This window comes from Serratia sp. AS12 (genome assembly GCF_000214195.1).
GTDB lineage: Bacteria > Pseudomonadota > Gammaproteobacteria > Enterobacterales > Enterobacteriaceae > Serratia > Serratia plymuthica.
The window spans coordinates 3400669-3413700 of record NC_015566.1 but is presented as its reverse complement, the minus strand read 5'-3'; the positions used below and the strand labels follow the sequence as shown (position 1 = coordinate 3413700).

The following is a 13032-nucleotide window of genomic DNA, read 5'->3' as shown; positions in this document are numbered from 1 at the left end:
AAAAGTGAGTGGAGATCCGGGCGCGCTGAGGTATGAACAGGCAATGACCGAGAGAGTGATTGCCGACCCGTCCCTTCGCTGGCATGACCCAGATCAGGTTCAAAGGGTTCGGCTTGCGCCATCTCAGCCCGTAACAGGACACCCCTCGGAGGAGCCTGTTATACGATATTTGCTTTTTGATTACAATGCTCGGACGAGGGGGAACGGCGGGGGCGGCAATCGGTTCGTTTAGTGCGGTTCGCGACGATTTCTCTGGCACCGGCGGCGGCATTTTTGCACTGTAATCCGGTAATGTTGACTCTGAGGAACACTCCCATGAAGAAGATCGGCTTTCTCTCTTTTGGTCACTGGACGCCTTCGGCACAGTCCGGCACCCGTTCGGCGGCGGATGCGCTGCTGCAATCCATCGATCTTGCGGTCGCCGCAGAGGAACTCGGGGCGGATGGCGCCTATTTCCGCGTGCATCACTTTGCCCGCCAGCTCAGCTCCCCGTTCCCGCTGTTGGCCGCCGTCGGCGCCAAAACCCAACGCATTGAGATCGGCACCGGCGTGATTGATATGCGCTATGAAAACCCGCTTTATATGGTGGAAGACGCCGGAGCCGCCGATCTGATTTCAGGCGGGCGGCTGCAACTCGGCATCAGCCGCGGCTCGCCCGAGCAGGTTATCGAAGGCTGGCGCTATTTTGGCTATACGCCCGCAGAAGGCGAGACCGAGGCCGATATGGCCCGTCGCCACACCGAGGTACTGCTCGATGCGCTGCGCGGTGAGGGCTTTGCCGAGCCGAACCCGCAGCCGATGTTCCCTAATCCGCCGGGGCTGCTGCGCATCGAACCTTTCTCCGCCGGCTTGCGCGATCGCATCTGGTGGGGCGCCAGCTCCAACGCCACGGCAGTGTGGGCGGCAAAGTTGGGGATGAACCTGCAAAGCTCAACGCTGAAAAACGACGAAACCGGCGAACCCTTCCACATTCAGCAGGCCAACCAGATCCGCGCTTACCGCGCGGCATGGAAAGAAGCGGGCCACCCGCGCGAACCGCGCGTGTCGGTAAGCCGCAGCATCTTTGCGCTGATGAACCAGCAGGACCGCAGCTACTTCGGCGGCAGCGGCAAGGAAGGCGATCAGGTCGGGTATATCGACCAGCAAACCCGGGCGATTTTCGGCCGCAGCTACGCCGCCGAGCCGGAAGAGCTGATCAAACAGCTGGCGCAGGACGAAGCCATTGCCGAAGCGGACACCTTGCTGTTAACCGTGCCTAACCAGTTGGGCGTCGATTACAACGCGCACGTGATTGAGTCGATCCTCACCCATGTCGCCCCGGCGCTGGGCTGGCGTTGATGTCTTAAAAATAAAAGGAAGCTGGCCATGTCTCGTATTTTCATTACCGGCTCGGCGGACGGGCTGGGGCGCGCGGCGGCGGAAACCCTGCTGGGCGAAGGGCATCAGGTGATCGTTCACGTGCGTAAGCCAGGCCGGCTCCACGGCGTGCGCGATTTGCTGGACCGCGGTGCGCTGGCGGTTACCGGCGATTTGTCTGATTTGCAGCAGACCCGAGAGGTGGCCGAACAGGTGAACCGCCTCGGGCGTCCGGATGCGGTCATTCACAATGCCGGTGTCTTCACCGGGTCGCAGGTGCTGGCGGTCAACGTGATTGCGCCTTATCTGCTGACGGCGCTTATCGCTCGCCCGGCGCGTTTGGTGTATTTGAGCAGCAGCATGCATTTTGACGGTCGCGCCGCGTTGGAAAAGGTGGACTGGCGCGGGCAGGCCGCCGTCTCCTATTCGGACAGCAAGCTATTTGTGACGGCGCTCGCCGCCGCCGTGGCCCGGCGTTGGCCGGGCGTGGTCAGTAGCGCGGTCGATCCTGGCTGGGTGCCGACCAAGATGGGTGGCGAAAACGCCCCCGACGATCTGCGCCTGGGGCACCTGACGCAGGAATGGTTGGTCACCAGCACAGATGCGCAGGCCGGCGTTTCCGGCGGTTATTGGCATCACCAGCGCCGCCTGGAGCCGCATGCCGCCGCGCGCGATCCGGTTTTTCAGGATGCGCTGTTGGCGGAACTTGAACGCGTTACGGGCGTTGCGCTGGCGATATCCTGAGCGGAAAACCGGTGGCGGCCAGGGTGGCGTGGCATGTGCCTTATTGACTTATTTTGCTCAAATTGTATTTTAAGGCCATGCATACATTCCTGATTATCGTCCCCGAAGGGGGCATGCTGTTTGAGTCTGCGGGTATCGCCGACATCCTGATGCAGGCCAACCGCTTGAGGCCCAACGACGCTCCGCTCTATCGGATTGAGGTCGCCACCACGCAGTCTCATCGGGTAGTTCATGGGTCGTCCGGGTTGAATTTGCTGGCCGATCACCGTCTTTCCGATCTCGACCCTGAACAAAAACGTGACACTGTCATTGTCACCGGAAAGGGGGCGACCGAGGAAGAAGGCGCGTTTGTCGCAGGCTGGCTCCGTCGCGCCGCCCCCAACGCACGCCGTATCGCTTCCGTTTGCGGCGGGGCCTTGCTGCTTGCCGAGGCCGGTTTGCTCGAAGGGCGCCGGGCGACGACGCACTGGCGCTTGCTGGATACCCTGCAATCTCGTTTCCCGAAGGTGAAGGTCGAAAACGGGCCGATCTACGTTCAGGACGGGCCCGTCTGGACCTCCGGCGGCGTCAGCTCCGGTTTCGATCTCACCCTGGCGCTGGTTGAAGACGATTACGGTTTTATTCAGGCGCGTGAAGTGGCGCAAGATCTGGTGATGTTTCTTCGCCGCCCCGGCGGGCAATTGCAGTTCAGCCGCTATCCGCTGAATCAGGCCAAAACGCCTGGCCCGATCCGCGATCTCCAGTCCTGGATCCTGGAAAACCTGGACGGCGATCTTTCCGTTGAGAAACTGGCCGAGAGGGTCGCCATGAGCCCGCGAAACTTTACGCGCGTCTTCACCCGCGAGACCGGCATCTCCCCCGCTAAATTCGTCGAAGAAGGGCGTTTGCATACCGCCAGGCAGCGTCTGGAGCAGAGTGCGGAAGGCATCGAGCATATTGCCGTGACCACCGGTTTTGGCAATGGCCTCAACCTGCGGCGCGTGTTCGAAAGAAACCTGCAGCTTACGCCGACCGAGTACCGCGATCGTTTTCACTCCCGTAGTTTGGCGTAAATTGATCTATAAACGTCATTTACGCCACATCTCTCTCCCGGCTAGATTGGCAGGCAGAGACAATAACGAAGGAGTAGATCATGGTCAAAGTAGGCATTAACGGTTTCGGCAGAATCGGGCGCAATGTTTTACGTGCGGCGTTAGGGCGCAGTGACTTTCAGGTTGTCGCGATCAACGATTTGACCGACAGCAAAACCCTGGCGCATCTGCTGAAATACGATTCGCTTTCGGGCACCTTGGCCGCCAGCGTCGAGGCCGGTGAAAACCAGCTGCTGCTGGATGGCAGGCCGATTCATGTTTTCTCTGAAAGAGATCCAGGCGCTATTCCGTGGAAAAGCGTCGGCGTTGACATCGTGATTGAAGCGACGGGCTTTTTTACCGACAAAAGCCAGGCCGAGGTGCACATCACGAAAGGCGGCGCCAAGCGCGTTATCATCTCGGCGCCGGCCAAGAACGACGACATCACCATCGTGATGGGCGTTAACCATCAGGATTACGATCCGGCCAGACATCGGGTGGTCAGTAACGGCAGTTGCACCACCAACGGGCTGGCGCCTGCCGCGCAGGTGCTGCATCACACCTTCGGCATTGAATACGGCCTGATGAACACCACCCACGCCTACACCAATAGCCAGGCGCTGCACGATCAGCCTGAAAAAGATTTACGTGGCGCGCGCGCCGCCGCTCAGTCGATTGTGCCTTACTCCAGCGGCGCGGCCAAAGCGCTCGGCAAGGTGATCCCGGAGCTGGATGGCCGCCTGACCGGCTACTCGTTGCGGGTGCCGGTCCCTGTGGTCTCTATCGTTGATTTAACGGTCACGTTGAAACGCGAAGCGACGAGCGAGGAGATCAACGCTGCCTTCCGCCAGGCGGCGGAGTCGGGGCCGCTCAAGGGGATCCTTGGCTACAGCGACGAACCTTTGGTGTCGAGCGATTATAAAGGCGATCCGCGTTCGTCCATTATCGACGGGCTGTCTACCTTGGTCATCGGCGGCAAGCTGGTCAAGATCCTGGCCTGGTATGACAACGAATGGGGTTTCTCTAACCGCCTGGTCGATCTCGCGTTGCTGATGGAAAAACGCGGGTTGTAGTCGGTTACCCGAGCAGGGGCGCAGCATGCTGCGCCCGCTATAACGTGCTTGTTCACACGAAGATCATAACCGCGCGATACGCATTAGCTCGTCTTTGGCCCCAGGGGCCACCGCCAGCACCGGCGCACCACGTAACAGCTGTTCCCCTTGTGCGTTAAACGGATGCGTCCAGCCGCCGGCTTCGTTCACCAGGCAATAACCCGCCAGACAGTCCCAGGCGTGCATATAAGGTTCGTAATAGCCGACCAGCCGCCCGGCGGCGACCCATGCCAGCATCATGGCGCCGGAACCGTTGCGGAAGAAATTGCCGCCGACCGCCGTGATCTCGGCGGCGATTTCACCGACGCGTTCAGGTGCCACATAGCTGTTGGCACCAAACCCGGTGATGTGGTTTTGCAAGGTGCGCGCCGGATCCACATGCAGCGGTTTGCCATTGAGCGTGGCGCCCGCGCCTTGCGCCGCGACGAAACATTCCTGTTGGCAGGGCGCCATGATCACGCCGATCACCGGCTCGCCCTGGTAAATGACGGCAATGGACACGCACCAGTTCGGCATGCCGTTGACGAAGGGGCTGGTGCCGTCAATCGGATCGACCACCCAGTGATAGCCTGAATTCCCGGGTTGCAGGCCGAACTCTTCACCGAGAAAACCGTCGTCCGGAAACGCTTGGGCGATCTGTCCGCGGATCAGCAGCTCGACCTCACGATCGGCAATCGATACCACGTCCTGCGCATCGCGTTTGGTTTCGATCACCAGACTTTCGCGACGGTTGAAATAGTCCAGCGCCTTGGCGCCCGCCTCACGCGCCACCCGTTCAGCCAGCGCCAGGCGCCGGGAAATGTGTTCATTCATAACAGATCCTTAAAGTTGTGGGCCGTCACTGGGCAATCAGCGCCAGCCCTTGAGGTTTGAAATCAATGGCCACGCGCGTGGCCGGCGCCAGTTGGCGTTCCATCTGCACATCGACGATAAACAGAGCGCCGAGGTCGGTTTTCACTTCATACTCGATATGGTCTCCGAGCCAGGTGCTGTGGGTCACCTCGCCGTTCAATGCGCCGGACTGTTCCGCATGCAGAGTAATAAACTGCGGCCGCACGGACAGTTGCGCGGCGCCGGGGCGCGCTTTGGCACCCGGCACCCGATACTGACGGCTACCCAGGCTGATCAGCGCTTCGCCACCGTCCACCCGTTCAATGTCACAGGGCAGGATATTGGCCTCGCCCATAAAATCGGCGATAAACACCGACGCGGGCGAATGATAAAGCTCCTGCGGCGCACCCTGCTGGGCAATATGCCCTTCTTTCATGACGATAATCTTATCGGACACCGCCAGCGCCTCTTCCTGATCGTGGGTCACGTACACCGCAGTGAACCCGAGGCGCTGTTGCAAATCGCGGATCTCGGTGCGCACGCGGCGCCGCAGCCGCTCGTCAAGATTGGATAAGGGCTCATCGAGCAGCAGCACCTGCGGCTCCAGCACCAGCGCGCGCGCCACGGCGATGCGTTGCTGCTGGCCGCCGGACAGCTCGGCGGGCAGGCGCTTGCCCATGTTTTCCAGCCCGACCAGCTTCAGCCCTTCATGCGCCCGATCCAGCGCCTCTTTGCGCGACAGCTTGCTGGCGAGCAGGCCGTACATGACATTGTCCAGCGCGTTCATGTGCGGGAACAGCGCGTAGGACTGAAACACCATCGCCACGTCGCGCTCGTTGGCGGGCAAATGGGTCACCTCTTTGCCGCCGATCAGGATGCGTCCGGTGGTCGGGTGCTCCAGGCCGGCCAGCAGGCGCAGGGTGGTGGTTTTGCCGCAGCCCGAGGGGCCGAGCAGCGTCACCAGCGTGCCAGGCTCGACGGTGAGCGAGAGGCCGGGCAGAGCGGTGAAATCGGCAAACTGTTTGGTGACGTTTTCAAACACCACCGAGCCGGAACGAATGGCAGTCATACGGCAGTCTCCTGTTGTAAGGCCGGCGGCGACGCCACCGGCGGTGTGGCGATACGGGATACGCGGCGCAGGCGACGTTCACCGACCAGCACCTGGAAAGTGAGGATCACCGCCAGCATCACCACGATAAGCACGGAGGAGTAGGCGATAGCCACGCCGTATTCCCCGTTTTCGACCAGCCCGACGATGTAGGAGGTGGCCATGTTGTATTGGGCGCTGACCAGAAAAATTACCGCGCTGATGGAGGTAATCGCCCGCACGAAGGCATAGACCAGGGCTGCGCTGATGGCGGGTTTCAACAGCGGTAAAATCACTTTGCGCAGGGTGCGGAAGCTGCCGGCGCGCAACGTCAGCGACGCTTCATCCAGGCTGCGGTCCAATTGGCTCATGGCCGCGATGCCGCCGCGCACGCCCACCGGCATGTTGCGGAACACAAAGCAGGCGACCAGGATCAGGGCGGTGCCGGTGATTTCCAGCGGCGGCAGGTTATAAGCCATGATGTAACTGACGCCGATCACCGTGCCGGGGATGGCAAAGCTGAGCATCAACATAAACTCGAAGGTCTGGCGGCCGGCAAACTTCTGCCGCACGATAAGCCAGGCGGTGAGCAGGCCGACGATGGCCGTGAGCGGCGCGGCGATTAGCGCGATTTCCAGGGTGGTCCAGAACGAGTTCCAGGCGACGCCGGTCCAGAGGATCTGGCCGCCGCTCCACTGGAAGCCGAATGCGCGGGTGTAATGCGCCAGGGTCAGGCTGTTGTCCAGCCCCCACGACTGAACAAAACCGCCGATTAAAATCATGCCGTAAACCACCAGCGTGAACAGGCCCCAGGGGATCACCAGCCCGTAAACGCCATAGCGCAGCCCGCGCGGCAGGCCGCAGTGCATGCCGGAATCGCCTTTGCCGGTCACGGTGGCGAAGCTTTTTCCCGCCAGCCACAGGCGTTGCAACACAAAGGCGCTGAGGGTAAAGCACAGTAGGATGATCGCCAGCACCGCCGCGCGGCTCGGATCGTTTTGCGCCCCCACCACCGAGAAGAAAATTTCGGTCGAGAGCACGCCGTGGCTGCCGCCTAGCACCATCGGGTTACCGAAATCCGCCATGCTTTCGATAAAACTGATCAGGAAAGCATTGGCCAGGCCGGGCGCCATCAGCGGCAGCGAAACGTAACGGAAGGTGCGCCAGCGGTTGGCGCGCAGCGTTTGCGAGGCTTCTTCCAGCGAAGGGCTGACGCCTTCCACCACGCCAATCAGCACCAAAAAGGCGATCGGGGTGAAAGAAAGCACCTGGGCAATCCAGATCCCGGTCAGGCCGTACAGCCAACGCCCCGGCTCGATGCCGAACAGGGTGGAAAGCAGCTCGGTGACGATGCCTGAACGACCAAACAGCAGCATCAGCGCCAGGCCAATGACGAACGGCGGCGTGATGATCGGCAGCACGCTGAGCAGGCGCAGCCCTTTCTTGAACGGCAGTGGCGTGCGGGTAGCGGCCAGCGCAAAGGCCAGGCCGAGCAGCGTCGATCCGCCGGCGGTCATCAGCGCCAGCCACAGGGTGCGCCAGGCGGTGCCGCAACTGCCGCCGTTCAGGCAACCGAGGCTCCAGATCGCCGGATCCTGCATATTGGCGATCAGGCCGTCCGGTTTAAACGCGCCGTCAGCGTCCTGCACCGAAGCGACAAACATGCTCAGTACCGGATAAAGCACGAAGGTGCTGACCAACGCGACGAGCAGCACGATCGAGGACACCACAAAGGCATCCCCTTTCAGCACGCCACGCTCGGCCAACCCAAAAGAGAACAGCAGCAAAAACGCGGTGAGCAACGCAATAGCGCCGGCGCCAAAGGCGGGTTGGCCGTCGCCGAGCGCACCAAACAGCTGCTCGCTCCATTGCCAGTTCCAGCCGCTGTAACCGATGGCGTGACCTTCAAACAGCAGGAAGACGATGCCGGTGGCGGCGGCAGACATCAGTAGCTGCGAGCGCAACCGGCCCACCAGCAGCAGGCGCCCCAGCGAGCAAACCAGCAGCAACAGCAGCGCAATAGCCAGCCACGGGCGTTGAAAAACCAGGATTTGCCACAGCGCGGGAGCGCTTTCCCGATCCTGCCACAGCGTATTCAACCAGCTGAAGTCGAAAAATCCGGCTTCCTGGCTGTACCAGGGCAGCAGCAGCAATGCGAGCGCGCCCAGCACAAGAGCCACGTCTAAGCGGCGGTTTTGAGCATTCATCGTAACCTCGATCGTTCATTATTCCTTTTCTGCTAGCCGTGCAGGCGCGGCGTGCCACGCCCGGTTCATCGGCAACGGCAGAAAGTGCGAGAGGGAATGGACGGGAATTACTGCGCGCCGGAGCCGATCTCTTTATCCCAGCGGCTGAGCAGCTCTTTGCGTTTTTCCGTGGCGCCGTAGGTTTTAAAGTCGTAGTCGATCAGTTTGATGTTCTCGAAGCGCGGCGCATACTCGGAGATCGCCGCTTCGCGGTTTGACGGCAATTGGAAGGATTTTGCGTCTTTCATGTGCGATTGTGCTTCGGCACCGAGCGCCCAGTCGTACCACAGCTTGGCATTGGCAAGGTTACGCGCGCCTTTGACAATCGACATGGAGCCAATTTCAAACCCGGTCCCCTCGCAGGGGGCGATGGCTTTCACCGGGAAACCATCGACCTGCATCGCCACCGCATCGTGCATAAAGACGATGCCTACCGTCGTTTCGCCGCGGGCCGCCGCTTTCACCGGTGCGGAACCCGATTTGGTGTACTGCGAAATATTGGCGTTGAGTTTTTTCAGGTAATCGAAAGCCTTATCTTCCCCCATGATCTGCACCAGCGTGGCGAGGGTGTTGTAGGCGGTGCCGGAGGAGTTCGGGTTGGCCATCTGGATCTCGCCCTTGTAGGCCGGATCCAGCAGGTCGGCCCAGCAGGCGGGGACTTTGAGTTTTTTCTCTGCCAGCAGCTTGGTGTTGTAGCCCCAGCCCAGCGCACCGGCGTAAACGCCCACGGTGCGGTAGTCGGCACTCTCCGCCTGCTTGCGCGCCCAGTCGTGTTGTTGGTCAAGCAGCGGCGATTTATAGGGCTGGGTTAAGCCTTCGTTGGCGGCCTGCATATGGGGATCGCCAGTGCCAGCCCACCAAATATCGGTGCGCGGGTTACGCGCTTCGGTTCGGATGCGTGCATAGGCTTCTCCGGCGGACAGACGCACCATGCTGACGTTGACATCCGGGTGCTGTTTTTCGAAGAGCGTGGTCATTTGCTCGCAGACCACGACATCGGCGGAGCAGATCATATTCAGTTTTCCGGCGGCGTGAGCCGGCAGGGCCGAGAGCGCGGAGCCGGCGGCGAGGACCGCCATCAGGGTGACTCGATGCATGGTGTTCTCCTGGTTTGTGTAGGGTGGCGATACGTTGTCGCCATTTTTTTTGCACGTGTGTGCAAATAACTAGAGGATAAAAATTGTGCTGTCAATTGCGATATAGAACAATTCAACCTATTCGTCACAAAAATGAAACAAATTTTCTGCGAAAAATTTGCACAGCTTTGCAAAGTGCGGCAAACTTTATCGGAACGGGTAACGGATGGATGTAACCATGGCGGTAGACAAGGCAATGATCAGTGCCAAAGACGTAGCGGAGCTGGCCGGCGTGTCCCGGTCGGCGGTGTCGCGCACCTATACGCCCGGCGCCAGCGTCTCGGCGGCAACCCGCGAAAGGGTGATGTGGGCGGCGGAACAGCTGGGCTACCACGTTAATCATTTGGCGCGGGGATTGGTGCGCAATCGCAGCGGTATTGTCTGCCTGATCGTTTCCGAACTGGCGACCCCTTACCGGGCCAGCCTGGTGCGATTGCTGACCCAGCATTTGCAGGCGGCGGGTAAGATCGCCATGTTGATTAACACCGATCGTTCCGACGACAGCGTATCCCAGGCGTTGCAGCAGGCGATTAACTTCCGCGCCGATGCGTCTTTTGTCCTCTCCGGCATGCCGGACAGCGCCATCGCCCGCCTGTGCCACCGGCACGGCCAGCGGCTGGTGCTGATTAACCGCAATGATGCGCTACCGGGTTCGCTCAGCATCAACCTGGATAACGAAGAAGCGGCCGGTACGGTGATGATGGCGTTTGTCCGCGCCGGTTGCCGGCGGATCGCCTTTGCCAACTCGCTGGCAGGCACGCCAAGCCTGATGGCCCGCGAACGCGGTTTTCTCCAGGCCGCGGAAGCGGCGGGGCTGGCGGTGATCGTCGAGCGTTTTGGCACCACGTCGTATGAGAGCGGGCAAATTCTGGCGCACCGGCTGTTAACCCGTCGGGAGCGGCCTGATGCGGTGTTCTGCGTCACCGATCTGCTGGCCTGCGGTTTTATGGATGAGGCGCGCCATCGTTTTGCGTTGCGCGTTCCGGAAGATCTTTGCGTGGCCGGGTTCGATGATATCCCGCAGGCGAGCTGGTCATCCTACAACCTCACCACATTTACCCAACCGGTGGAGCAGTTCGCTCGGGAAGCGGTGGCATGGCTGGTGACGGAAGAGGAGAACGAAGAGAACATGGCGCCGGCGCTGGGGCAGGAAATGCCGGGCGAAACGCAGATGTACCATGCCGACTTTATTTGGCGCAGCACCATTCGCGGCGGCTGAGAGCGGAGCGGTTCAGCCGGATCCCCGTGCACGTTTCTTTTTCGGCAAATAATGCGGCCGCGCTGTGTGGCCGATCACAAATTGCACCCGGACGCGGTGAAAAGTTCTCCCCGGTATTTAGTCTGATATAACCAGCCGTTGATAACCGGTGCGCTGAAACCTGCCGGCCATGCCCCTGCACCGGGCAGCCAACCCAGTGTATGATGAGGGCCCGCATCAGCATCGGTTATTCCCACCGTGCCGCCACAGGAGAACGACTCGTGAATCAGAGCCAGCGCGAACACATTGCCACGGTAATGGCCAGCCTCAGCAACAAGGCGCATTTGCTGGCCCCGCGTTTCCATGAACAGACTATTCGCGATTCCTGGCAGCGCTGCGTGGAACATCATGGTCTCGATCCCAGCCGCATGCAGGAAGCGCGTATCTTGCCGTGGCATGAACTGCGGGAACACCGCCAGGAAATGGAAGAGTTTCGCCACATTGCCCATCACGGCCTGACGGTGTTGTATCAGCAGATTGCCGCCGCCGGCTACGTGGTGCTGTTGACCGATGCGCGCGGTATCACCGTGGATTACCTGGGGGACGTCAATGCCGAAATCAGCCTGCGTCGTGCCGGGCTGTTCCTCGGGGCGCAGTGGACGGAAGCCTGCGCAGGCACCTGCGCCGTGGGCACCGCGCTGGCCACCGGCAAGGCGCTGACCGTGCATCAGGCCGATCATTTCGACGCCACCCATATCCCGCTGACCTGCACCGCCGTTCCCCTGTTCGATCCGCAGGGCCAGTTAAACGCCATTCTTGATATTTCCGCGCTCAGCTCGCCGCAACCAAAATCCAGCCAGCAGTTGGCGTTACAGCTCGCTAAAATTTATGCGCATCAGATTGAAAATGCCTGGTTTGAGCATAGGCATCGCGGCGATTGGGTGCTGAAACTCAGCCCGGCATCGTCGTTTGTTGAGGTCAGCCCGGATTTCCTGATCGCCTTTGATGCCGCCGGCAAAGTGGTGGGGCATAACCACCGCGCCCAGCGCATGCTGGAAAACGAGCTGGGCATCGCCGCGCCGCCGGTGCACTGCCGCAGCACGCTGCTCGGCCGGCCGATTGAACAACTGTTTAATACTTCCATCGATAGTCTTCCCGATTGGCTGGCCAGCGCCAGTGGGCAGCAGGGGACGCTCGAACGCGTCCGCAGCGGGGAGAAACTGTACGTTACCGCCGTGCAGCCCGTTCGGCGTGCGCCACGTAAGGCCGCAGTCAGCCACGGCGCGTTACCTCCGGCGCTGGCCGCACTGAACGGCGGCGACGCTGCGTTGCAGCTCCAGCTCCAGCGCGCCGCCCGGCTGCTGGAGGCACCGCTGCACCTGATGGTTCACGGTGAAACCGGCTGCGGGAAAGAGTTTTTTGCCAAAGCCTTTCACCAGGCAAGCAACCGCCGCCATCGGGCATTTGTGGCGGTGAACTGCGCGGCGATCCCGGCGGCGCTGATTGAGAGCGAACTGTTCGGCCATCTGCCCGGCAGTTTTTCTGGCGCAGGCAGCAAAGGGCGGCGCGGGTTGATCCAGGAAGCCGACGGCGGCACGCTGTTCCTTGATGAGATAGGCGACATGCCGCTGGAGATGCAGACCCGGTTGCTGCGGGTGTTGGCGGAGCAGGAGGTGCTGCCGGTGGGGGCCACGCGTCCGGTATCGGTGGATATCCGCGTGATCTCCGCGTCGCACCACGCGCTGGATCAACTGGTGCAGGAAGGGCGTTTTCGTGCCGATCTGTTCTACCGTTTACAGGGGGCGCGTATCTCGCTGCCTGCGTTACGTCAGCGCAGCGATCTCGACTGGCTGGTGGATAAACTGCTGGCCGGTAAGGCGCAGCTCACCGCCGCAGCGCGTCGCCGCCTGCATCAGCATCGCTGGCCGGGCAACCTGCGTGAACTGAGCAATGCGCTGGATTACGCCGCCGCACTCTGCGAGGGGGGCCGCATCGAGGTCACCGATCTGCCGGAAGGGGTGACGGCGGCGATCCCCGCCAACCCGCTGCCGGTGGTTAACGCCGAAGCCGATGCGGCACTGCCGCCGGAGGCACGGCTGTTGGTCCAGTATCTGCGTGCCGCCCGCTGGAACCACAGCGCCGTTGCTCGGCAAATGGGCATCAGCCGGATGACGCTCTATCGCCGTATGCAGCGCTTTGGCATTCAGTCGCCGGTGCATGACTAACCCCGCCTTCTATGAGTGGTGGACAAA

10 protein-coding genes and 1 riboswitch are annotated in these 13032 nt (G+C 61.2%); of the genes, 6 read left to right on the top strand and 4 right to left on the bottom strand.

Annotated elements, in window-relative coordinates; all coding sequences use genetic code 11:
• Positions 1 to 53: 53 nt before the first annotated feature.
• Positions 54 to 156: riboswitch (TPP riboswitch) on the bottom strand.
• A 159-nt stretch (positions 157 to 315) separates the two neighbouring features.
• The 4 genes from SERAS12_RS15995 to gap all read left to right on the top strand — a co-directional run bounded on the left by SERAS12_RS15995 (position 316) and on the right by gap (position 4243).
• Positions 316 to 1338, top strand: coding sequence for an LLM class flavin-dependent oxidoreductase (locus SERAS12_RS15995; RefSeq protein ID WP_013813633.1), 1023 nt, complete (start codon positions 316 to 318; stop codon positions 1336 to 1338).
• A gap of 27 nt (positions 1339 to 1365) precedes the next feature.
• On the top strand, positions 1366 to 2100 hold the full coding sequence (locus SERAS12_RS15990; protein WP_013813632.1) for an SDR family NAD(P)-dependent oxidoreductase: 735 nt from the start codon (positions 1366 to 1368) through the stop codon (positions 2098 to 2100).
• 77 nt (positions 2101 to 2177) lie between these two features.
• Positions 2178 to 3152 (top strand): GlxA family transcriptional regulator, encoded by a 975-nt coding sequence (locus tag SERAS12_RS15985; protein WP_013813631.1) that lies wholly within the window; start codon positions 2178 to 2180, stop codon positions 3150 to 3152.
• An 80-nt stretch (positions 3153 to 3232) separates the two neighbouring features.
• Positions 3233 to 4243 carry a type I glyceraldehyde-3-phosphate dehydrogenase gene (gap, locus tag SERAS12_RS15980; RefSeq protein ID WP_013813630.1) on the top strand — a complete coding sequence of 337 codons (1011 nt, stop codon included), beginning with the start codon at positions 3233 to 3235 and terminating at the stop codon, positions 4241 to 4243.
• Positions 4244 to 4306: 63 nt separating this feature from the next.
• Here gap and SERAS12_RS15975 read toward each other — a convergent pair whose 3' ends face one another.
• From SERAS12_RS15975 to SERAS12_RS15960, 4 genes are all read right to left on the bottom strand, one after another.
• Positions 4307 to 5095, bottom strand: coding sequence for an inositol monophosphatase family protein (locus tag SERAS12_RS15975; protein ID WP_013813629.1), 789 nt, complete (start codon positions 5093 to 5095; stop codon positions 4307 to 4309).
• Positions 5096 to 5120: 25 nt separating this feature from the next.
• Positions 5121 to 6182, bottom strand: a complete 1062-nt coding sequence (locus tag SERAS12_RS15970; RefSeq protein ID WP_013813628.1) for an ABC transporter ATP-binding protein — start codon at positions 6180 to 6182, stop codon at positions 5121 to 5123.
• Entirely contained in the window at positions 6179 to 8407 is a 2229-nt protein-coding gene (locus SERAS12_RS15965) for an iron ABC transporter permease (protein WP_013813627.1), read from the bottom strand. The genes SERAS12_RS15970 and SERAS12_RS15965 overlap by 4 nt, the downstream gene beginning before the upstream one ends.
• A 107-nt stretch (positions 8408 to 8514) precedes the next feature.
• Positions 8515 to 9543 carry an ABC transporter substrate-binding protein gene (locus SERAS12_RS15960; protein ID WP_013813626.1) on the bottom strand — a complete coding sequence of 343 codons (1029 nt, stop codon included), beginning with the start codon at positions 9541 to 9543 and terminating at the stop codon, positions 8515 to 8517.
• Positions 9544 to 9760: 217 nt separating this feature from the next.
• On the opposite strand from SERAS12_RS15960, the gene SERAS12_RS15955 reads away from it, so the two are divergent.
• Together SERAS12_RS15955 and SERAS12_RS15950 are read left to right on the top strand one after the other, a co-directional pair.
• On the top strand, positions 9761 to 10801 hold the full coding sequence (locus SERAS12_RS15955) for a LacI family DNA-binding transcriptional regulator (protein WP_013813625.1): 1041 nt from the start codon (positions 9761 to 9763) through the stop codon (positions 10799 to 10801).
• Positions 10802 to 11061: 260 nt separating this feature from the next.
• Complete coding sequence (locus SERAS12_RS15950) at positions 11062 to 13005, top strand: sigma-54-dependent Fis family transcriptional regulator (protein ID WP_013813624.1); 1944 nt, start codon at positions 11062 to 11064, stop codon at positions 13003 to 13005.
• The last annotated feature ends 27 nt before the right edge of the window (positions 13006 to 13032 follow it).